Genomic DNA, 23225 nt, shown 5'->3' on the forward strand with positions numbered 1-23225 from the left:
GCTTATCACTTAAAGCGACTTTTCAATAAGAAATTATCATTATCTCTCATCGAAGAGTGCTTGCGGTTGGTAATCCGGATCGAATTTAAATGCAAGCACCTAAATGAAAAAAATGTACATAACTGATAAAATATTGAAATTAGTCAGGTTTCTTGAGCCTTTGCTTATGTGGATAGATTTTAAACAGCTTCAGCGGGTAAAATAATTCTGAAATGCGTGCCCGGCTCGCTTTCTTCACAATAGAGAATCTCCCCGCCATTGGCACGAACCAGATCCTGCACGATTACCAAGCCTAATCCGGTACCGTCATTGCGGGTGGAGCCACGAAATGCGGTAAAAAGGTTTTCTTTGGCTTTGGGTGAAAGGCCGGGGCCATTGTCTCTGACATCGATGTAAATCTGATTGTCGTCGCAACTCGCCTCGACAATGATTTGCTTTTTGAAATTATCTTCACCAATCGGGGCGGGCATGCTTTGCAGCGCCTGCATTGCATTGCGGCAGAGATTGGTGAGAATACGGAAAAGCTGTTCGTCATCTGTTGTCAGAATGAAATCTTGCGGCACAGCATTAATGAAGCTGATATTATGCAACTGATCGCTATTGATGACCTCTTCAACATCCTGCACAATTGCATGCAAGACGATCCGGCGCGGATTGGGCGGCGCTTCTCTGGTGCGCCCGTAAGCCACCACACTTTCAGAGTAGCTGATGGCACGGCTTAATGTCCGTATAAGACGCGGTGCAAAACGCTTGACCGCGGGATCTTTCACATCTGCCAGACTATCCGACATTAATTGTGCTGAGGCCAGAATATTGCGCATATCGTGATTGATCTTTGAAACCGCCATACCGAGATCGGCCAGATGTTTGCGCTCGGTATAGGTTTGCTGCAAATTGGTTTGCATCAAAGCCAGTTGTTGCTGGGCAATGCCGAGCTCGTCATGGCGTTGTTCGGGTTGGATGATACGTGCCGGATCATCCGGCTTTTCAGCAAATTTGATCATATCGCGATGCATACGGATGACAGGGCGCAGCAGCATTTCATGAATAATCAAATAAATGAAGCCAGCGGCCATGATCGAAATAAGCAAGGATATGATCGAAACATAACGCGCATATACCAATAAGGCATTGCGCAAAGGTTGGCTGGAAATGACAATTTCGAGGGTTTTGTTAGTATTGGGTATGGCGCTGTAAACGCGGATATTACGCTCTGCCGGATCAAAAAGCGTCGCAAAAGCATCCCAAATGGCTTGTGATTCACTGGTCTGGCGTGGATTTACGCTGGCATCAATGATGAATGGCTGTGCACTGGCAGCCAATAATGTTTTTTGATCATTGGTTGTAATGCTGATTGATTTGGCATTGGTGGCATAAAGAATTTTGTCTTGTGCCTCGCGTGGCCTGATCCCGTCTTTTTCATCTTCCAACACCAGTGCAACCGGTGCGACAGTATCCAATAGATTGGTAAGCCACCTTATCCGCATGCTGGCTGTCGAGGGAATAAAAATCAGAATTTCGGCAACCAGAACCGCAAGCATAGTAAGAAGCAGGAATTTATTGCTCAAACGCTGAAAAAAAGCAGGTCTTTTGATTTTAGCAGCGGGTGCAGCCGATTCTGCCACGGCTTCATTCGCGTGGGCAATAGTTTGAGCAGGCTGATAATGGTCTGACTGACGCAGATGCGCGGGTTCGGAGGCCATGCTGATCTTTCGGTATGCAGAAGTCGGATACGGCTGAATTGCCTTTTTTAAAGGGAAAGATGTTTCTCGTCATATATAGGTTATATTTTTGTGCTTGCCATATGTTAAGCTGCGCTTTGTTTTCCATTACAGAAGTTTAATTGGACTAGACGTTTTTCACGTGCATTTTGTAGTGATTGTTTTTATGCCGTTTTAGACGGTTATTTTGCATTTTACGCTGGGGTTACGAATGAAATTATGGAAGCAGCTGGTTATTTGTCTGCTCGTTATTATTGCAGCTGGTGCAGGTTGGTATGCTTATAAAGCACGTCAAACCGACACTGGTTCGAACGCTGCGGTTTCTCAAAATGCAGGTTTTGGAGGTGGCGCTGCGCATGGTGGTTCCGGCGGACGAAGCGCGCAACTTGTGGTCAGCGATGCGGTTCGAACGGATATTGTTAACGGACGCCTGGAAGCGATCGGTACTGTGCGGGCGTTTCAAACGGTTTCTATTACTCCTTATACCAGCGGTACATTGATGGCGCTGAAGGTCAAAGCCGGACAGGCTTTGCAGGCTGGCGACGTGATTGCCGAGCTGGATTCTGAAAGCGAAGAAATTATTTTACAAAAAGCCAAAGCAGAGTTGCAAGATTTGGCGAACACGCTAGAGCGTATTGTGCGTTTGCGTAAAACCAATACAGCAACGCAGGTGCAGGAAGTGACTGCCGAGCTTGCTGTTGCCAAGGCTAAACTGACGGTACAGGATGCTGAATTGGCGCTTTCGCGACGGACCGTGAAAGCGCCGATTTCCGGCACTGTGGGTATTTTGCCGGTAGATGCCGGCAATTATGTCACCGCTCAGACAGTGCTGGCGCGTCTTGATGATACATCCAAAATGTTGATTGATATTTATGTACCGGAGCGGTTTGTACCACAAATCAAGATCGGTCAGAAAATTCAGGCCGAATCGACTGCTCTGCCGGGTCAGATCTATGACGGGCAGATCATCGAAGTGGATAATATGCTGGATGAGGCAAGCCGTACGATGCGGGTGCGCGGCATGTTTGAAAATGTCGAAAACCGTTTGCTGTCCGGTATGTCTTTTTCCACCACCATGCTTTTTCCGGGTGATCAATACCCGTCCGTCAGTGCTTTGGCGATTCAATGGGGCGCAGAAGGTGCTTATGTCTGGCGTATTAAAGACGATAAAGTGGAACGGGTACCGGTCACTATAGTGCAGCGTAATTCAGCCAGCGTTTTGGTCAATGGTGCTTTGAATGAAGGCGAATTGATTGTGACCGAAGGCGTACAGGCATTGCGCGAGGGGATGCAGGTAACGTTTAAAAATGCATCCTCTAAAACCACTGCGAAAGCAGACTGAGGGGAAAAGCGTTGAGTGAATTAAAAACCCCATCAGGTCATAACAACAAATCCGGCGGCTTGACTGCATTATTCATTCGCCGTCCGGTTTCGGCTCTTGTTCTTAATATCCTGATCATCGTGGCTGGCCTTGCTGCTTTTTCAGGCATTGATATTCGTGAACTGCCGGATGTCGATCGTCCGGTTGTCACCATCAGCACCGAGTTTAGCGGGGCTTCTGCTGAAACGATTGACCGTCAGCTGACGCAGGTGATTGAAAATGCAGTGGCGCGTGTTTCTGGTGTAAAGGCGATTTCATCAAATTCTTCATTCGGCCGTAGCCGTGTCACGGTTGAGTTCAACGATGGTGTTGATCTGAATGTGGCGGCTGCTGATATGCGGGATGCGATCTCGCGTATTGTCAATTCGCTGCCCGATGAAGCGGATGCGTCGCGCATTATTAAAGCGGACGCCAATGCAGATGCGGTGATGCGTCTGGCGGTCACCTCCGACACGATGTCGATCGATGATATGACCGTGTTGGTCGATGATCAGATCACCGATGTGCTTTCCGCTGTGCCGGGCGTTGCTGATGTGCAGATCAATGGTGATCGCGACAAGATTTTCCGCATTGATATTCATCAGGGGCGGTTGGCAAGTTATGGTCTGACCATTGCCGATATTACCAAAGCGTTGGCCTCAATGGCACTGGATGCACCTGCCGGTTCATTGCGCAGCAGCGATCAGTCGATAGTGGTGCGTGCAACCGCCAATGTGACTACACCGGAAGGCTTTGAAAATATCAGCCTGAATGACCGCACCAAACTACGTGATGTGGCAACGGTGACCCTGGGGCCTGATATTATCACTTCTGAAGTGCGCTCCAACGGCAAAACGGCCATTGGTCTTGGTATTGTACGCCAAGCGCAGTCCAATACGCTTGATATTTCTGAAGGTGTGCGCCTAGCCGTTGAAAACTTGCAAGACACGCTGCCGGAAGGCATTGAAATTAGTGTTACCAGTGATGATGCGACCTTCATTAATGGCGCTATTCATGAGGTGATTTTGGCGCTGATTATTTCCGGTATCATCGTGGTACTGGTAATTTTCGTCTTCTTGTGGGATTTGCGCGCAACCATCATTCCGGCGGTGTCGCTGCCGGTGGCGTTGATTGGTACAGTGGCAGCCGTCTATCTGGCGGGTTTCTCCATCAATATTATCACGCTTTTAGCGCTGGTGCTGGCCACAGGACTGGTTGTGGATGATGCGATTGTGGTGTTGGAAAATATCGTACGCCGTCGTAATATGGGGCTGGGGCCACGTGCTGCTGCCGTGCTTGGTACACAGGAAGTGTTTTTTGCGGTGATTGCCACGACCCTGACACTTGTCGCGGTTTTTGTGCCGATTTCATTTCTGCCGGGGCAGGCTGGCGGTCTTTTCCGCGAATTTGGTTTCGTACTGGCGATTGCCGTGCTGCTTTCAGGTGTTGTCGCACTCACCCTTTGTCCGATGTTGGCTTCACGTTTTCTCAAGGAGAGCAATGGCGAAGATAACCACGAAAAAGCGCCCGGTACCATTCGTAAAGTCGGTGGTGCTTTAAGCAATATTTATCGTGTGTCTTTACGTTTTTGTCTCAATGTGCCTTTCGCAATTGTGTTGCTGTCGGTGATTTTTGCAAGCTTCAGCTATATTGGCTATACGCAGATCCGTCAGGAATTGACACCAAGTGAAGACCGCTCGGCCGCCATGCTACGCGTGACAGGTCCACAAGGCATTAGTGTTGATTTTTTGCGTGAGCAGATGGACAAAGTGGAAGTTGCACTGCGTCCATTACGTGAAAGTGGCGAAATTCTCACCACCTATGCCATTTCCGGTAGCTTTGGATCATCCAATAGCGGTTTTGTGGTGCTGACTTTGGCGCCGTGGGACAAGCGTAGCCGCAGCCAGCAGGAAATTATGACCGATGCCAATGCGCGTTTGCGCGGCATAACGGGTGCGCGTATTTTCTCCATGCAACCAAACAGTCTTGGCATTCGCGGAGCGGGTAATGGTTTGCAATTTGCGATTTTGGGCAACGATTACGATAAATTGCAAGATGCTGCACAAGCGATTGTACGTGAACTGGAAAAAGACCCGCGCTTTGACCAACCGCGTTTGTCGGTAGAGCCGACACAACCGCAATTATCAATCACAATCAATCGAGAGCGTGCGTCTGATTTAGGTATTGATATTACTGGTCTTGCTAATGCTGTACAGGCGATGCTTGATGGTCGAAAAATCGGTTCGGTATATGTGGGTGACCGCAGCTTTGACGTGAAGCTCGTCTCCACCACCCATCCGGTTGATGATCCGACTGATCTGGAGAATATTTTTCTTAAAACATCGGATGGCCGCTATGTGCCAATGGCTTCTATTGTAGACATTGAAGAAAAGGCCGTCCCGCCGCAATTAAACCGTGAAGAACGTATGCGTTCGGTTTCTATCACCACTGGTTTACGTGATGATTTTGCCCTTGGTAATGCCTATCAGACTGCTTTGACAGTGGCTGCACCTTTGTTGCCTGCCGGTTCGCACATCATTCCGTTGGCAGAAGCAAGCACGCTGGATGAAACATCTCAAGGTCTGATGCTGGTTTTCGGTTTTGCGATTGTCATTATTCTGCTGGTGCTGGCTGCACAGTTTGAAAGTTTTATCAGTGCCGTCATCGTGATGGCAACAGTGCCGCTGGGGCTTGGCTGTGCCGTGGTCGCAATGCTGTTAACGGGCACCAATCTTAATGTGTATAGTCAGATCGGACTGGTACTTTTGGTGGGTATTATGGCGAAAAACGGTATTCTGATCGTGGAATTCGCCGATCAGTTACGAGACCGGGGCTATCAGCTGCGTGAGGCGATTGAAGAGGCAGCCAACATTCGTCTGCGTCCTGTCTGTATGACGATGATTTGTGGTGTGCTGGGTGGTGTGCCGCTGATAATGGCATCAGGTGCTGGTGCAGAAGCGCGTATCTCGCTTGGTTGGGTTATTGTCGGCGGGCTTGGCCTTGCAACCATTGCAACGCTTTATGTCACACCGGTTGCTTATTTGTTGCTTGGTCGTTTCGTCAATCCGAAAGCCCATGAGGCAGCACGCCTTGATGACGAGTTGCGTCACGCGGCTTTGGTGGAGCAAAAAGGTGAATAAGACATCCATCAAGTAATAAATAAAAACCGCGGCGGATGTTCAATCCGCCGCGGTTTTTGTTTGGTTAAGATCAACGGCGCTTAAAGCTCTTTCATCGCGTCGGTCACTTTAGATGTCCATGCGCCTTCCGGGCGTTTGGTAATCACCGGATCAGAACCGCCGCCAAGCAATGTATCAACCGTGCGTTCTGCAGCAGCCGTATCCAACACGCCGGTATCATCCAGAAGCTTGCCGATTTCGGCCACCATGCGCTCTTGCACTTCTACCGTCTGGGCACCGGACGAGTCATTTTCCACGATGATTTCACCGGCTTCCTTCGGGTTTTCAGCGGCATATTTCCAGCCCTTCATGGTTGCGCGCACAAAGCGCGCAAGCTTGTTGACCATAGCCGGATCTTCAAGGCTTTTTTCAAGCACATAGAGGCCGTCTTCCAGTGTGGCAACGCCTTGCTCTTCATAAGGGAAGACAACGAGCTGATCTGCCGGAATACCTGCATCAATCACCTGCCAATATTCATTATAGGTCATGGTGGAGATGCAATCGGCTTGTTTTTGAATGAGTGGATCGACATTGAAGCCTTGTTTGAGCACGACAACACCATCTTTTCCGCCTTCGGTCGGAATATTTAAATGGCTCATCCATGACAGAAACGGATATTCATTGCCGCCAAACCAGACACCTAAGGTCCGGCCGCGGAAATCTTCAGGCTTGGTAATATTGGTGTCTTTACGACAGGTCAGCATCATGCCGGATTTTTTATAAGGCTGGGCAATATTGACAAGCGGCACGCCTTTTTCACGGGTTGCCAAAGCCGATGGCAGCCAATCCACCACCACATCCGCGCCGCCACCGGCAATCACTTGTGGTGGTGCCACATCAGGACCGCCCGGTTTGATCTCGACATCGAGGTCTTCTTCTTCATAAAAGCCTTTATCTTTGGCGACATAATAACCGGCGAACTGCCCTTGCGTTACCCATTTAAGTTGTAAGGTGAGCTTATCGGCTGCCAATGCCGAGCCTGCCATTAAAGATAAAACAAGGCCGGTTGCTCCCACAGCACCCAGCGTTTTTGTGATTATTTTTTTCATTTTTAGTTCTCCTCTGGTTGCGGCTCCGCCTTATGTTTGGCGGATGCCGTTTTTTGTCATGCTTCAGCCTCTCCTGTAAGAAGAATGCCAGAATGTCACACGTCGCTCGAGCAATGCCAACAGCCCGTATGAAATCGAACCGGCAAGCGCTGCAACGAATATTTCCGCCCAGACCATATCAACATTCATTCTCCCGATTTCTGCTGATATGCGGAAACCCATGCCGACGACCGGTGTGCCGAAAAACTCGGCCACAATCGCGCCAATCAGGGCGAGGGTGGAATTGATTTTCAAAGCATTGAAAATAAAAGGCATGGCTGCGGGCAGGCGCAGCTTAAATAAGGACTGCCAATATGATGAGCCATAGGTTCGCATCATATCCCGCTCCATCGAGCCTGCGGCTGCAAGCCCTGCCACTGTGTTCACCAGCATTGGAAAGAAAGTCATGATAATCACGACTGCTGCTTTCGATTGCCAGTCAAAGCCGAACCACATCACCATGATAGGGGCAACACCCACAATAGGCAATGCCGCCACCAGATTGCCGACCGGCAGCAGGCCTTTGCGTAAAAATGGCACACGATCTACCAGAATGGCGGTGATGAAACCGGCCCCGCAACCCATTGCATAACCGGCAATCACTGCTTTAAGATAAGTCTGGCGAAAGTCGGCCCAAAGGATTGGTACTGAATTGGTGATACGTGCCCAGATCATCGAAGGAGCGGGCAATAAAACCGATGGAATTTCAAATCCTTTGACTGTTGCTTCCCAGAACACCAACATCCAGATGCCGAATAGGGTTGGTACGGCAATGTCGAGCAAGTGTTGGCCTTGACGTGAAGACGTGCGCAGGCTTGCCAGCCATTTGACCGAAAACCATGAGACAATGACGAGGAAAAATAAGAAGAGTAGAGGTTTGATCATGCCGCTGCCCTTTCCGGCTTAATGCCCATACGCTTGTTGACGTAATGCGCGGCAATGCCGACAAGTGCGACCAATGCGGCCGCCATAATGGCCGCCACCACCAATGCTGCCCAGATTTGCACGGTCTGCCCGTAATAAGAGCCTGCCAGCAAACGCGCTCCAAGCCCTGCTACTGCACCGGTGGGCAATTCACCAACAATTGCCCCAACAAGGCTGATCGCCACCGCAATTTGCATGGAGGTGAAAAGATAGGGCAGGGCTGTTGGCCAGCGCAGCTTCCAAAACATTTGTGTGTTGGAAGCATTATAAGTGCGCATCAAATCCATATGCATCACATCCGGTGATCTTAAGCCCTTCACCATACCGACAGCGACAGGGAAGAAAGACAGATAGGTGGAGATGATGGCTTTAGGCAGCAGGCCGGAAATGCCAATGGCGTTGAGCACCACAATGATCATTGGGGCGATGGCCAGAATGGGGATTGTCTGTGAGGTGATAATCCAGGGCATCAGGCTTTTATCAAGCGTGCGCGAATGGACAATGCCGACCGCCAGCAAAATGCCGAGCAATGAGCCAAAAACAAAGCCCAACAGTGTTGAAGAAAGCGTCACCCAGCCGTGATAGACGAGACTGCGCTTGGAGCTTGGTTTAACTTCGAAAACTGTTTTCCAGACTTCTGCCGCTACCTGATGCGGAGTGGGTAATACAGGACGCGCTTGGTTCATGGTGTTTTTAATCACCGTGGAGGTGCTGATCTCAACACCGGCTCGCTCCGCCTGATCCCGTTCAAAAGGCGCATTCAAAAAGGCCGCCATTATGTACCAGATGAGGATAATGGCGGCCAATACGACGAGGACAGGAAAGAAACGATCCCTGAAAAAATTTGATCCGAAGATCTGAGAAGTGAGAGGTGGTTTACTGCTCAAGAGTGCACCTCATCATAAGAATGCCCCAGCCGTAGACCTTCACGAACCTGATGGGCAATTTTCAAGAATGCTTCAGATTCTCTGATTTCCAATGTGCGGTCTGGCCCCAGATCACAATCAATAATTTCATGAATACGACCCGGGCGTGGGCTCATAACAACAATTTTTGTCGATAGAAATACGGCCTCCGGAATGGAGTGGGTGACAAAAATGACCGTTTTTTTAGTAGCCGCCCATAATTTCAGCAATTGTTCGTTGAGGTGATCACGTACAATTTCATCCAGCGCACCGAAAGGTTCGTCCATCAATAGCATATCCGGATCAAAAGACAGGGCTCTGGCAATGGAGGCACGCTGTTGCATGCCTCCTGATAATTGCCACGGATATTTTTTGCCAAAGCCGGAAAGATTGACCAGATCAAGATTTTTTCTGATCCTCTCTTTCTTTTCCGCCGGGCTGAATTTCATCACCTCCAGCGGCAGACCGATATTATCTTCAATCGTGCGCCACGGAAAAAGGGCAGCGGCCTGAAAAACATAACCATAGCTACGTTTCAAGCGTGCCTGTTCCGGTGTCATGCCATTAACGGTAATGCTACCGGAACTTGGTTTTTCCAGATCGGCGACCACGCGCATCAGCGTAGTTTTCCCGCAGCCCGAAGGGCCGATGAAAGATACGAATTCGCCACGATTGACGTGAAGGTCAATATCGGACAAAGCCTGCACTGGCCCGTCATTGGTTTCAAAAATCAACGATAGTTTTTTAATATCAATGACGCAGTTTTCGCTGTTGGCTGCGCCGGTGATATTGGTTTTTATTGGGGCTCTTGAGGGAGCTGATTGATAATCTGTCATTATGATCGCTTCCCGAAGCTGTGCATCAGATTGCGGTCTGTTCATGGATCAGACCCCGTATGGCATATGTTCCGGCTTGCGCTCGACTTTGCGTGGTGCAACAACTTCTTTCCATGTGGAAAGTGCCTTGTTGACGCTTGCATTTGGCTCGCGCTCGATGAAACGGCCATCGCCCGGTTCCGCCAGCACTTTGCCTTGATCAAAGGCAATTCTGCCACGCGACAACACCGTGCGTGGCAGCCCGGTCAGCTCTATGCCCTCGAACACATTATAATCAATGGAAGAATGTTGCGTTTTGGCCGAAATAGTTTTTTGGGCTTTCGGATCCCAGATGATGAGATCGGCGTCCGATCCTTCCAGAACGGCACCTTTTTGCGGATACATATTGAGGATTTTCGCAATATTGGTGGAGGTCACGGCCACAAATTCATTTGGTGTCAGACGGCCGGTGACAACACCTTTTGTCCATAATACCGGCAGACGCTCTTCCAGTCCTCCGGTGCCGTTTGGAATCTTGGTGAAATCATCAATACCGGTGCGCTTTTGTTCGCTGGTGAAGGCGCAATGGTCTGTAGCAACGCATTGCAAGCTTCCGGCAGAAAGACCTGCCCAGAGACTGTTTTGATTGAGTTTGTCGCGGAATGGCGGTGACATGACACGGCGTGCGGCATAGTCCCAATCTTGGTTGAAATATTCACTTTCATCCAATGTCAGATGCTGAATAAGCGGTTCGCCATACACACGCATACCTTTTTGGCGCGCACGGCGGATGGCTTCATGCGCTTGTTCGCAGGATGTATGCACCACATAAAGTGGCACACCGGCCTGATCGGCAATCATGATGGCGCGGTTGGTGGCTTCCCCTTCAATTTCCGGTGGGCGCGAGAAGGCATGGGCTTCAGGGCCTTTGTTGCCCTCAGTCAGCAGTTTTTGCTGTAACTGCGCTACCACGTCCCCATTTTCGGCATGCACAAATGCTGTGGCACCCAGTTCAGCGCAACGCTGGAATGAAGCAAACATTTCATCATCATTGACCATCAATGCGCCTTTATAGGCCATGAAATGTTTAAATGAATTGATGCCGCGATTGACCACTTCCGGCATTTCATTGAAGGCGCGCTCGCTCCAGCCGGTAATCGCCATATGGAAAGAGTAATCGGTGCGCGCTTTGCCGGATTTCTGGAACCATTCCTGCAATGCCTCCAACAAATTGCCCTCAGATCCGGGCAGGACAAAATCAATCACCATTGTGGTGCCGCCTGCAAGGGCGGCGGCGGTGCCGGTGTCAAAATCATCGGATGAGTAGGTGCCCATAAACGGCATCTGCAAATGGGTGTGCGGGTCAATGCCGCCTGGCATGATGTAACAGCCTGTTGCATCAATGATCTGATCACCGGAAAGATTATTGCCTATTTTTACGATTTTTTCGCCATCGATGAGAACATCCGCATCATATGTACGGTCAGCAGTAATGATGGTACCGCCTTTAATCACCTTGGTTGCCATTGTTCGTTCCCCTTTTTGGTTTCGTTGCGAACAGTTGCAGATATTAACGGAACTGATGCGGGGTGATTGAGTCCCGCCAGCTTATACTGTAATCACTCGCAGATTTGAGCCGTTTCCAGCACTGCATGCAAAAGCACATCAGCTCCCGCACTTGCCCATTCTTTGGAAATGGATTCATCTTCATTATGGCTTAAGCCGTCGACACATGGGCACATGATCATGGCAGTCGGCGCCACCCGATTAACCCAGCAAGCGTCATGTCCTGCGCCCGAAATGATGTTCATGTGACTATAGCCGAGCCGCTCTGCGGCGTTACGCACGGAGTTCACACAATTTTCGTCAAAAGTAACAGGATCAAAATGGCCGATCGCTTCGATTTCAACCTGTATGCCAAGTTCGGTGGCAATTTTTGGCGCTTCAGCTTCAAATTTTGCCTTCATGCCATCCAGCACTTTACGATCCGGCGAGCGGAAATCGACAGTAAAGACGATCTGACCGGGAAGCACATTGCGCGAATTGGGCGTCACATCAATATGGCCGACACCACCAACAGCGGCCGGCTGATGTTCCATGGCAATATCATTGACGAGTTGCAGCAATTTGCCCAAGCCAAGGCTGGCATTTTTTCGCATCGGCATTGGTGTCGAGCCGGTATGAGCTTCCTTGCCGGTAATCGTGACTTCCAGCCACCACAGCCCCTGTCCGTGGGTCACAACGCCGATATCTTTATGCTCAGCTTCCAAAATTGGCCCTTGTTCGATATGTAGCTCAAACATGGCATGGATTTTACGTTTGCCTACCGGCTCGTCACCAAGCCAGCCAATGCGTTTTAATTCATCGCCAAATTTTTTGCCCTTGGCATCAACGCGCTCATAAGCCCAGTCCTGATCAAGCTCGCCTGCAAAAACACCGGATGCCAGCATGGCGGGGGCAAAGCGGGTGCCTTCTTCATTGGTCCAGTTGGTCACAACAATCGGATGCTTGGTTTTGATCTTTAGATCGTTGAGCGTGCGCACAACTTCCAAGCCACCAAGTACACCCAACACGCCGTCAAAATTACCGCCTGTCGGCTGTGTATCCAAATGGCTGCCCATATAAACCGGATCGGCATCCGGATCAGTGCCTTCACGATAGAAAAACATGTTACCCATCGTATCGACAGACATAGTCATACCGGCATCTTCACACCATGATTGGAAAAGTCTGCGGCCTTGCGCATCTTCATCGGTCAAAGTCTGACGGTTATTGCCGCCGCGCAGTCCGGGGCCAATTTTGGCCATCTCCATCAAACTATCCCACAAGCGATCGGAGTTGATCTTGAGATTGCTGTTAAGCGCCATGAGAGAGCTGCCTTTCTGTTACATGCTATTAAAAAACCTGATCAAAAATAGATTGCGTGCCGGTGTGTCCTGAATTTTTACGTTGAAATTCAGATGCAGATACAGCTTCCCTGTCCACGCACCTGCTCATGCAGCCGTTGCGTGTTAAAAAGATGGGCAGGCTTGTCGCATATGACATGCTGGCTCTCCCCCTTGCCGCGGTTCAAACGCCGCTCTATTGTTCCCGCTACCAGTCGCACTTACGGCGGCAATATTTTTGACTTGCGTAAAAAACTTGACTACTTGGTAAAAATACAGGCTAGAAGAGGCATCGATGGCGGTCAAGCGCTTTCGAAAGTTTCTCCGTCCGGCGGAAGGTGTCAAATGGCCACAGCTGCTCCCACTGCTGCCCGCAAAGGCGCAAGGCGTAAAAAAAGCGATAGTCCCGAAAACGAAACACGCATTCAGGGTATCAACCGACGCATTATTCTGGACGCTGCATTGGATGTGTTTTCTGCCTTTGGTTTCAGAGGCTCTACGCTGGATCAGATTGCCGAAAAAGCGGGCATGTCCAAGCCCAATTTGTTGTATTATTTCCCGCGCAAGCAGCATATTTACGTCAATGTCTTGGAAGATACCCTGGTTGAATGGTTGCGCCCGTTTGAAGAAATCGACCCGCAAGGCGATCCGCTGGAAGAGTTGAAAAAATATATTGTCCGCAAACTTGAAATGTCGGATAGCAAACCTGAAGCCTCGCGCCTTTTTGCTAATGAAATCATGCATGGCGCACCGGCTATCGGCACATTTTTGAAAACCCATTTGCGTGAATTGGTCGATGGCAAGGCGCAAGTGATCAATCGCTGGATTGCTGAAAAACGAATAGCTCCTGTTGATCCTTATCATTTGATTTTCACCATTTGGGCAACGACACAGCATTATTCTGACTTTGACGTACAGGTTCGCGCCATTATGGGCGAAAAAGTTGACAGGTCTTCATTCCGGGCAGAAACCGCCGAAGCGATAGTCGGCATTGTTCTCAACGGTATCCGTCCGCGTTCATTCTGATTGTATCACCATGCGCAAGGTGTCGATTGCACGCTTTGCGCCGGATTGAGATTTGAAGTTCGGACTTCCTCAATGGCGATTGTTTCAAACGCTCATGAAATCCTCAAAGCTTCAAAGACATCTTCAGGCAGGGCATGATCTTTATCATCATGCCCTGCCGGTCTTCGGGGGGAGCTTTATTCTGCTGCTTCCTGTACAGACATCGGATTGTTCGGATGGGTTGTCCAGTTGGCGTAGTTTGGATCGATCGGCGCTTTAGTGCGCGGATCAAAACCGCTGATTGGTTCCATCGTGATACAATCATTAACCGGACAGACATTGACGCAGAGATTGCAGCCAACGCATTCTTCATCAATCACTTCAAAGTGGCGGGCGCCGTCAACCAGTGAGGTAATCGCTTGGTGCGAAGTATCTTCACAAGCTGCAAAGCAGCGGCCGCATTTGATGCAAAGATCCTGATTGATCTTGGCTTTGGTGACATAATTGAGGTTGAGATAACGCCAATCGGTAACATTCGGCACGGCACGACCGCGGAAATCATCCAGCGTTTCAAAGCCTTTGCTATCCATCCAATCGGACAGGCCGTCGATCATTTCCTGAACGATCTTGAAACCATAGGTCATGGCAGCGGTACAGACCTGCACAGTGCCGCAACCAAGCGAGATGAATTCTGCCGCATCGCGCCATGTCGATACACCGCCAATACCGGAAATCGGGCGACCGGCAGTTTCCGCATCACGGGCAATTTCCGCCACCATATTGAGCGCAATCGGCTTGACCGCAGGGCCGCAATAACCGCCGTGCGAACCGCGTCCGTCAATGGTAGGTTCAGGTGCAAAACTGTCAAGATTGACACTGGTGATCGAGTTGATCGTGTTGATCAGTGACACAGCATCAGTGCCATTGGCAAAAGCATTGCGTGCCGGATAACGGATGTCGGTGATGTTGGGTGTCAGCTTGGTAATGACCGGCATGCGCGTATATTGCTTACACCACTTCACCACCATGCCGACATATTCCGGAACCTGACCGACAGCCGCACCCATGCCGCGTTCGCTCATGCCGTGCGGGCAACCGAAATTGAGCTCGATACCGTCAGCGCCGGTTTCTTCAACCAGTGGCAGAATGGCTTTCCATGCTTCCTCCTCACATGGCACCATGATGGAGGCAATGAGGGCTCGATCCGGCCAGCGGCGCTTGATCTCTTTCATTTCGCGTAAGTTTATTTCCAGCGAGCGGTCGGTAATCAACTCAATATTGTTCAAACCGATCAAACGACGGTCAGCACTATAAATAGCGCCGTAACGCGGACCATTGACGTTAACAACCGGCGGGCCTTCGGAGCCCAGCGTTTTCCATACCACACCGCCCCAACCTGCTTTGAAAGCACGCTCCACATTATAGGCTTTATCGGTTGGAGGGGCAGAAGCCAGCCAAAACGGATTGGGCGACTTGATCCCGAGAAAATTGGTGGAAAGGTCAGCCATTGTCGAAATTCCCCTGATACGACTTACCGGTTTTTAGCGGCTCTTACGGCCGCTTTTTAAAACCACGGATGAAAAAATTAGTGACCCCATTCAATGGGTTCAGGCCCTTGAATATGACGCTGGCCGTTATTGGCGCCGCCTTGTGCGGAGAGTACCGCATCGGCAAATCCGACAACTTCTTGCGTTAGGTTCATCAAGGTGTGGTGAATGGATTCTGCCGCGACTTTACCGTCTTCAACGGATGCAACGGTGAGGTCTTCGCCGCCTTCCACGCAGTCGCCGCCAGCCCAGATACCTTCAACGGATGTACGTCTGTGCTCATCCACTTTGATACGGCCTTTGGCGAGTGCCACACCGGTTTTACCAAGCGGTTCGGCGAGGAAATTTTGCCCGATGGCTTTGAAAACCTGATCGGCTTTGAGCGTGATGGTTTCACCGGTGCCGGAGAGCTTGCCATCTTTTTGGGTCGTATATTCCAGCACCATATGGCTGACAGTACCATCCGCATTGCGGGTCAGGCTTGAAGGCTGCACCCAGTGGCGGATATTGACCCCATGAACCTGCGCCAATTCTTGCTCATATGCACTGGCATTCATCTGTTCCTGACCGCGACGATAGGCGATGGTGACATTTTCAGCGCCCAAAAGCTTGATCTGGATGGCAATATCAATGGCGGTCATACCACCACCAATCACCACCACATTGCGTCCGACCGGCAGATTGGAGAGGTCTTTGGCTTGGCGAAGCTGGCCGATATAATCCACCGCATCCATCACATTGGGTGCATCTTCGCCTATCAGTCCCAAACCATTGACGCCTGGCAAACCCATTCCAAGAAAGACGCCATCATAGCCGGATTTCAAGGCATCAAGCGAAATATCGCGGCCTAAAGCCTTATTGTAATTAATTTTGATGCCGCCGATTTTCAGCACGAATTCCAATTCGCGGGCGGCAAAATCATCAACGGTTTTATAAGCGGCAATACCATATTCATTGAGGCCGCCGCCTTTTGGACGGGCTTCAAAAATGCTGACTTCATGACCATGCATCGCAAGGCGGTGTGCAGCGGAAAGACCGGCAGGGCCTGCGCCCACAATGGCAATGCTTTTGCCGGTAGCGGCTGCACGTTTAAACGGATGTGTGCCGTCTTCCATCAGATCATCAGTGGCATAGCGCTGGAGCAGGCCAATTTTAACCGGCTTGCCTTCGGCGGTTTCACGCACACAGGCTTCTTCGCACAAGGTTTCAGTGGGGCAAACACGGGCGCACATGCCGCCGAGAATGTTTTCTGAAAGAATGGTTTTTGCCGCGCCTTTTGGATTTTCAGCCGAAATTTGGCGTATAAAAAGCGGAATATCGATGCTGGTCGGGCATGCGGTCATGCACGGAGCATCATAGCAAAAATAGCACCGATCCGCCTCTACAATCGCTTCATGATGTGTGAGGGGCGGATGCAGATCATCAAAGACATCTGCATAGGCAGAGTGGTCTAACCGCGCCGTTTTGATGTCCGGCTGGTTTTGCGTGTTTTCTGCACGAATAGATGTGTTATCTGCTGATCCCATCAGATCGCATCTCCCATTTTTAAGTTCAAGCGGCGCTGTTCCTTTTGACGCCAGCTTTTCTATATGCGGGTGGCGGTTATTCCGCCTTGTCCCTTAAATTGCAGCTTCTCCTGAAAGCTTTTAAGCTTTCTTGTACGGGAGAATGCTTATGCTGTTATCAGCATGACAGATTTTTTCAGAAGGTCAAATTTTTTATCATTTGGTCAATTATTGACGAAAACTTGCTTTCAACCAGATAAAATAACGTGCGAGAGAAGATGATGGTTTTAGTTTTTTGCGGCGACTTGCGCGGCAGCAGCTTCACCAATATTGGCAAAGAACCGGTCAGCAATTTTGCGTGCTGCAGAGCCTAGAATCCTGGTGCCGATTTGTGCAATTTTCCCGCCTGCATCTCCTTGTATTGCATAGGATAAAATTGTTTCTTCACCATCTTGCGTGAGGCGCACATCAGCGGCACCTTCGGCGAAACCGGCAATGGTTCCTTCCCCTTTTCCGGAGATGGTATAAGAGTGCGGCGGCACCATATTGGAAAGCTCCAAAAGCCCGTGAAAGCCGACTTTTATGACTCCAAAACTCACCTTTATACTGGCTCTGATTTGATGTTCGTTGATTCGCTCCAAATTGTCGCAACCAGGAATCGCAGCTTTCAGCGTCTCAATGTCATTGAGCGCATTCCACACTGCTTCACGAGGGGCTGATATGCGCTCTTCACCGGTCAAATCCATGATATCTCCATAATTGTTGCTTAGACTTCATGCATGAATGCTAAAGACTGTTATAGACGTAGTTGATGAAAGACGATTACCAGCGGTGATATTGTTTTATGCAATCTGGCACTTTTGCTGAAATCCTCGTGAAAGCATGCCAACAAAATACTAAACTGTGAATGTTTAGTTTACACTCTGGCTAAATTTGATTCGGGAGTTGTTAAATGGCACGGAATGAAGCTCAGGTAACCGAGGCAGTTGCAGCGCTTAAAAACCATTGGAGCACATCTGCACCAAAAGATATGCGCAAAGCTTTTGCCGAAAATTTAAATCGGTTTAAATCATTCTCGCTGCAATTCGATGACCTGCTTTTCGACTGGTCAAAATGTTTGGCCAATGAAGAGACTATGCAGCTTTTGGCAAGACTTGCAAGAGCTGCCGATGTGGAAGGGCGCCGTGCAGCAATGTTTGCCGGCGAGCCGATTAATACCAGTGAAAATCGTGCCGTTTTGCATGTGGCTTTACGTGACACATCGTCGGATGCAATTTTGGTCGCGGGCGAAAATATATTGCCCGAAGTCAAAGCAACGCTTGCGCGTATGGGTGATTTTTCGGATGCCATTCGTTCCGGCCATTTAAAAGGTGCAACCGGCAAAGCATTTACCGATATCGTCAATATCGGCATTGGCGGTTCCGATTTGGGGCCGGTGATGGCGACCACTGCGCTTGTCCCTTATCATGACGGACCGCGTACACATTTCGTGTCCAATATTGATGGCGCACATATTGCTGATGTGCTGGGGCCACTTGATCCGGCGACAACGCTCATCATTATTGCCTCAAAAACCTTCACTACTATTGAAACCATGACCAACGCACAGACCGCGCGTCAATGGATTGTACAGAATTTGAGCGAAGCGGCAGTGTCTGATCATTTTGTCGCTGTTTCCACAGCGCTCGACAAAGTGGCAGATTTTGGCATTGATGAAACCCGTGTTTTCGGTTTCTGGGACTGGGTTGGTGGCCGTTATTCGGTTTGGTCGGCTATCGGTTTACCGGTGATGATCGCAGTTGGTCGGACAAATTTTGCGCAAATGCTGGCCGGTGCGCATGCAATGGACAAGCATTTCCGCGATGCACCATTGCTTGAAAATATGCCGGTTGTACTGGGGCTGATTGGCTATTGGCATCGCGCCATCTGCAATTATACCAGCCGTGCTGTCATTCCTTATGATCAGCGCCTTGCCCGTTTGCCTGCTTATTTGCAGCAATTGGATATGGAATCAAACGGCAAAAGCGTGATGCTGGATGGTTCCCCTGTGAATGGGCCGACAGGGCCGGTTGTGTGGGGGGAGCCTGGCACCAATGGTCAGCATGCTTTCTTCCAGTTGTTGCATCAAGGCACAGATACAATACCGCTGGAATTTATCGTTGGCTGCAAATCGCATGAGCCGCAGCTTGATCATCAGCATGAAATGCTGCTCGCAAATTGCTTGGCGCAATCTGAAGCTTTGATGAAAGGCCGCACATTGGAAGAAGCGCGCGCGCAATTGCTGGCTAAGGGCATGGATGAAGCGCGTGCTGAAGAAATCGCTCCGCATCGTGTTTTCTCCGGCAATCGTCCCTCTCTCACCATTGTTCATGATCTGCTGACACCATTTGCGCTTGGGCGTTTGATTGCGCTTTATGAGCACCGTGTTTTTGTCGAGGCGCAATTGTTTGGCATCAATGCGTTTGACCAATGGGGCGTGGAGCTTGGCAAGGAGCTTGCCACCGAATTGCTCGATGTGGTGACGGGTGACAAACCAGTTGGCAATCGTGACAGTTCAACGCAAGGGCTGGTAAATCACTTGCATGTACGTCGCAAACACTGACATTGTCGGGAAATATTGCCGGTTCAAAGCGAACCGGCAAATCTGGCATGGAGGAGCGCTGAGATTTCATGAAGACGGAATTGATTAAATTTGCCTGTGATGTGCCGGGCAATGAAATTGAACTGCGTGTTTTGCGTTTTGAAGGCCATGATGAAACGGCAGCAACTGCCTATCTGCAATCATCCCTTCATGGTGGTGAATTGCCGGGGCAGGCAGCACTTCATTTTCTGGTGCCGATGCTGCAAAAGGCGGCTGATGAAGGGCGCATCAAAGGCAATATTACCGTGGTGCCACAGGCCAATCCGGTTGCTTCCAACCAGTGGCAGGCATACCAGCATCAAGGCCGTTTTGATACATTTTCAGCGGTCAATTTCAACCGCGCTTTTCCGCTGTTGCCGGACTTTGACACATCAAATCTGCCGCAACCGGATGCGCCGGAAGCACTGATCAAGCGCTTGAAGGCGGCTCTGCTACGCTTTGCATTGCCGCATGATATTGTGCTGGATCTGCACTGCGATGATGAGAGCGAAAACTATCTTTATATTGCTGAAGACTTCGTCGAAGACATGAAAGATTTGGCCGTAGCGCTGAATTCCACCGCTATTCTGGCATGGGATACCACTGCTGATGCCGCTTTCGAAGAAGCTTGTGCGCATCCTGTTTTGCAAATACCGCGTGATCAACGCAATATGAAACGTCGCGCTGTCACGACGGTTGAGTTTCGGGGCTTAAGCGATGTTTATGCAGAGCAGGGCGCAGAAGATGCTGCCGGACTTTATAAGTTTTTAGTGCATCGCGGTGTTATTGAAGACGGTTCAGTACAGTTAAACCTTGATTATCAAGGTCTTGTTACGCCGCTCACCCATGTGGAAATGATCCGCGCCCCGCAAGGCGGCATGGTTTTCTATCATGTGAAACCGGGTGATGTGGTAAGCGAAGGTGCAAAGCTTGCGACAATCGTCACAACCCCTGGAAGCCCGAGTGGTGATATTGTTCTGACTGCTCCGCAGGCAGGGCGCATTCTAACACGCCGTTCTTTGCGCTATCTGCGCCGTGGTGATGACGTGTTGAAACTGTTGGGCGACAAGCCTTCTAAAGTGACCAAACGTGCCGGAGCCTTAGAGGCATAATGAGCTTTGGAAGCATGAGCGAATTGGCTGACAAATTGAAATCAATCCGTGCCATCCTGTTCGACAAGGATGGCACATTGATTGATTTTGAACGCACATGGTTTGCGTTCTCTTATTCTATGGCGGAGAAAGCCGCCAATGGTGACGAGGCAAAAGCCCGTCATTTGATGGATATTGGCGGCTATGATTGGGAAGCCAAACGTTTTCGCGGCAATTCGGTAATTGCTGCGGGAACGGTTGAGGAAATGGTGGCGCTGTGGCACCCCGATATTGATGCTGTCACACAATCTGCAATTGTTGACCGCTACAATCAGGCAAGCCTTGAGGCGGGCCCGCGATCAGCGGTGGCGATTGATGGGCTTTATGAGGCTTTGGAAGCACTCAAAGCGCAGGGTTTTATCCTGGGCATTTGCACCAATGATTCTGAAGCGGGAGCACTGAAAACCGCGCAATTGCTAGGCATTGATCACTTTTTTTCGGGCTTTATCGGCTATGATACGGCGGCACGGCCAAAACCATTTGCCGATCCTTTGATTTATTTTGCGCAAAAAACCGGCATTGAATTGTCGCAATTAGCAATGGTCGGCGATAATAGCCACGATATGGAGGCCGCGCATGCGGCACAGGCTGGCTTGAGCATCGGTGTGCTTTCCGGCAATGCGGGAGCGGATATTTTAGAACCGCTCGCCGATATTGTTTTGCCCTCTGTTGCCGATATTCCGGCTTTATTTGCTTAAATTTGCGTCTCGTAATTTGCGGCGTAAAATTTTGCCGACATTGCTTTTCGGCAGTTCGTCACGAAACTCGATCATGCGCGGGCGCTTGTAATTGGTCAGGCGCTCGGCGCAATAGGCTTTCACCTCTTCTTCGCTTAAATTAGGATCCTTACGCACAATAAAGAGTTTGACCACTTCGCCGGATATTGCATCTGGTACACCGATGGCGGCGGCTTCTTTAATGCTATCATGCGCAACCAACACTTCTTCCAATTCGTTAGGATAGACATTGAAGCCGGAGACAAGGATCATATCCTTTTTGCGGTCAACAATTTTGGTGTAGCCATTTTCATCCATGAAGCCCAAATCACCGGTGCGGAAAAAACCGTCCTTGGTGAATGAGCAGGCAGTGTCGTCATCGCGTTGCCAGTAGCCCAGCATTAATTGCGGGCCGCGCACACAAATTTCGCCCACCTCTCCAAGCGGCAGATAGTTGCCGTCATCATCCAGAATAGCAATATCGGTGGAGGGCATTGGTAAGCCGATTGTGCCGGTAAATTGCGTGGCATCCAAACCATTGGCCGCAACAACCGGCGATGTTTCAGAAAGCCCATAACCTTCAGTGATCAGGCAACCTGTCATTTGCTGCCAGCGTTCTGCGACAGGTTTTTGCACTGCCATACCACCGCCTAGGGTGAGGATCAGCGGCTTGAAATTGAGGTTTTTGAAATCCGGATTGTTCATCAAAGCATTGAACAACGTGTTGAGTGCCGGAAAAATATGAAACGGATATTTTTGCAGCTCTTTGACAAAGCTTTTGATGTCACGCGGATTGGGAATGAGAATATTGCGCGCACCCTGCTGGATGCCGATCATCGCATTCACAGTGAGTGCAAAGACATGGTAAAGCGGCAAGGCGCAGATATAATTGACATCATCTGGCTTGCCTTTGATGCGATAAGCCACATCCAGCCAAAGCCGCATCTGATCAAGATTGGCCAGAATATTGCCGTGAGACAGCATTGCGCCTTTGGAAGCGCCGGTGGTGCCGCCGGTATATTGTAAAAAAGCAAGGTCGGAACGCTTTAAAACAGGCATAGGAACAGCATGAGCACGCCCGATTTTCAGCGCTGCTTTAAAACGCGTATAATGTGGCAAATGCCATCGCGGCACCAGTTTTTTAATGCGGCGCACCACCAGATTGATCAGATGTCCTTTTAGCCCGTGCATGTCGCCCATGCTCGCCACCAAAATATGTGGCTTTTGAATATCCGCAATTTTAATTTCAGGCAGGGCTTTTTCCAGCGTGCTGGCAAAATTTTCTAAAATGATGATGGCTTTTGCACCGGCATCATTCAATTGCTGCGCCAGCTCGCGCGGCGTATAAAGCGGATTGATATTCACCACGACCAGTCCTGCGCGCAAAATGGCGGCAATGCTGAGCGGATATTGTAAAATATTGGGCATCATCACGGCAACGCGGTCGCCCTTCACCAATCCTTTGGCGCTCAACCATGCGGCAAGCCAACCGGATTGCTCATGAAGCGCACGATAGGTTAGCGACTTGTCCATGCAGGTAAAAGCTGGTCTGTCATCAAACCGCTTGCAGGCATCGGTGATCATGGCGGAAATAGAATTGAATACGGGAGAGGGGATAGTTTCCGGCACTTCAGGTGCATAGGATTTCAGCCAGATTTTTTCTGTTGTGCTTGAATTGCTCACAGAGCGATGAGGGTCTGGCGCATGTTCAAGCGCATTATCGGCTGTCATAAAATCTTTGGTTCCACCGGCAGCTGTCAATCCTCATTCCATCGTAATCGCCTTACGATGGTTCCTCCTGAGG

The 23225-nt window shown here is 49.9% G+C and carries 17 protein-coding genes; 6 read left to right on the plus strand and 11 right to left on the minus strand.

Features of this window, described 5'->3' with window-relative positions:
- Positions 1-179 precede the first annotated feature (179 nt).
- Entirely contained in the window at positions 180-1703 is a 1524-nt protein-coding gene (locus JNC77_RS02600; RefSeq protein WP_374829145.1) for a sensor histidine kinase, read from the minus strand.
- Positions 1704-1932: 229 nt separating this feature from the next.
- Between JNC77_RS02600 and JNC77_RS02605 the strand changes: the two genes are divergently transcribed.
- Positions 1933-3063, plus strand: a complete 1131-nt coding sequence (locus JNC77_RS02605; RefSeq protein ID WP_374829147.1) for an efflux RND transporter periplasmic adaptor subunit — start codon at positions 1933-1935, stop codon at positions 3061-3063.
- Positions 3064-3074: 11 nt separating this feature from the next.
- Positions 3075-6221, plus strand: coding sequence for an efflux RND transporter permease subunit (locus tag JNC77_RS02610; protein WP_374829149.1), 3147 nt, complete (start codon positions 3075-3077; stop codon positions 6219-6221).
- 80 nt (positions 6222-6301) lie between these two features.
- Here the strand turns inward: JNC77_RS02610 and JNC77_RS02615 are convergent, their stop codons facing one another.
- From JNC77_RS02615 to JNC77_RS02640, 6 genes are all read right to left on the minus strand, one after another.
- Entirely contained in the window at positions 6302-7309 is a 1008-nt protein-coding gene (locus JNC77_RS02615) for an ABC transporter substrate-binding protein (protein WP_374829151.1), read from the minus strand.
- A gap of 63 nt (positions 7310-7372) precedes the next feature.
- A complete protein-coding gene (locus tag JNC77_RS02620; RefSeq protein ID WP_374829153.1) occupies positions 7373-8233 on the minus strand; it encodes an ABC transporter permease in 861 nt (286 codons plus the stop codon).
- Positions 8230-9159, minus strand: a complete 930-nt coding sequence (locus JNC77_RS02625) for an ABC transporter permease (protein WP_374829155.1) — start codon at positions 9157-9159, stop codon at positions 8230-8232. The genes JNC77_RS02620 and JNC77_RS02625 overlap by 4 nt, the downstream gene beginning before the upstream one ends.
- Positions 9156-10058, minus strand: coding sequence for an ABC transporter ATP-binding protein (locus JNC77_RS02630; RefSeq protein ID WP_374829157.1), 903 nt, complete (start codon positions 10056-10058; stop codon positions 9156-9158). Before JNC77_RS02630 ends, JNC77_RS02625 begins: the two co-directional genes overlap by 4 nt.
- 3 nt (positions 10059-10061) lie before the next feature.
- Entirely contained in the window at positions 10062-11519 is a 1458-nt protein-coding gene (hydA, locus tag JNC77_RS02635; RefSeq protein ID WP_374829159.1) for a dihydropyrimidinase, read from the minus strand.
- 92 nt (positions 11520-11611) lie between these two features.
- Positions 11612-12859 carry a Zn-dependent hydrolase gene (locus JNC77_RS02640; RefSeq protein WP_374829161.1) on the minus strand — a complete coding sequence of 416 codons (1248 nt, stop codon included), beginning with the start codon at positions 12857-12859 and terminating at the stop codon, positions 11612-11614.
- Between the two features lie 363 nt (positions 12860-13222).
- On the opposite strand from JNC77_RS02640, the gene JNC77_RS02645 reads away from it, so the two are divergent.
- Complete coding sequence (locus JNC77_RS02645; RefSeq protein ID WP_374830455.1) at positions 13223-13903, plus strand: TetR family transcriptional regulator C-terminal domain-containing protein; 681 nt, start codon at positions 13223-13225, stop codon at positions 13901-13903.
- 176 nt (positions 13904-14079) lie between these two features.
- Here the strand turns inward: JNC77_RS02645 and preA are convergent, their stop codons facing one another.
- The 3 genes from preA to JNC77_RS02660 form a co-directional block, all read right to left on the minus strand.
- Positions 14080-15390 carry an NAD-dependent dihydropyrimidine dehydrogenase subunit PreA gene (gene preA / locus JNC77_RS02650; RefSeq protein ID WP_374829163.1) on the minus strand — a complete coding sequence of 437 codons (1311 nt, stop codon included), beginning with the start codon at positions 15388-15390 and terminating at the stop codon, positions 14080-14082.
- A gap of 77 nt (positions 15391-15467) precedes the next feature.
- Positions 15468-16955, minus strand: coding sequence for an NAD(P)-dependent oxidoreductase (locus tag JNC77_RS02655; protein WP_374829165.1), 1488 nt, complete (start codon positions 16953-16955; stop codon positions 15468-15470).
- Between the two features lie 266 nt (positions 16956-17221).
- A complete protein-coding gene (locus JNC77_RS02660; protein ID WP_374829167.1) occupies positions 17222-17680 on the minus strand; it encodes an SRPBCC family protein in 459 nt (152 codons plus the stop codon).
- Positions 17681-17886: 206 nt separating this feature from the next.
- Between JNC77_RS02660 and pgi the strand changes: the two genes are divergently transcribed.
- The 3 genes from pgi (at position 17887) to JNC77_RS02675 (ending at position 21403) form a co-directional block, all read left to right on the plus strand.
- A complete protein-coding gene (gene pgi, locus JNC77_RS02665; RefSeq protein ID WP_374829169.1) occupies positions 17887-19536 on the plus strand; it encodes a glucose-6-phosphate isomerase in 1650 nt (549 codons plus the stop codon).
- Between the two features lie 68 nt (positions 19537-19604).
- Complete coding sequence (locus tag JNC77_RS02670; RefSeq protein ID WP_374829171.1) at positions 19605-20666, plus strand: succinylglutamate desuccinylase/aspartoacylase domain-containing protein; 1062 nt, start codon at positions 19605-19607, stop codon at positions 20664-20666.
- A complete protein-coding gene (locus JNC77_RS02675) occupies positions 20666-21403 on the plus strand; it encodes an HAD family hydrolase (RefSeq protein WP_374829173.1) in 738 nt (245 codons plus the stop codon). The genes JNC77_RS02670 and JNC77_RS02675 overlap by 1 nt, the downstream gene beginning before the upstream one ends.
- Here the strand turns inward: JNC77_RS02675 and JNC77_RS02680 are convergent.
- The gene (locus JNC77_RS02680) at positions 21392-23152 is read right to left on the minus strand and encodes a long-chain-fatty-acid--CoA ligase (RefSeq protein WP_374830457.1); all 1761 of its coding nucleotides are present in this window, start codon (positions 23150-23152) and stop codon (positions 21392-21394) included. The two genes, JNC77_RS02675 and JNC77_RS02680, sit on opposite strands and share 12 nt — an antisense overlap.
- Between the last annotated feature and the right edge of the window lie 73 nt (positions 23153-23225).

Source organism: Paenochrobactrum pullorum, assembly GCF_041929845.1.
GTDB classification, from domain to species: domain Bacteria; phylum Pseudomonadota; class Alphaproteobacteria; order Rhizobiales; family Rhizobiaceae; genus Paenochrobactrum; species Paenochrobactrum pullorum.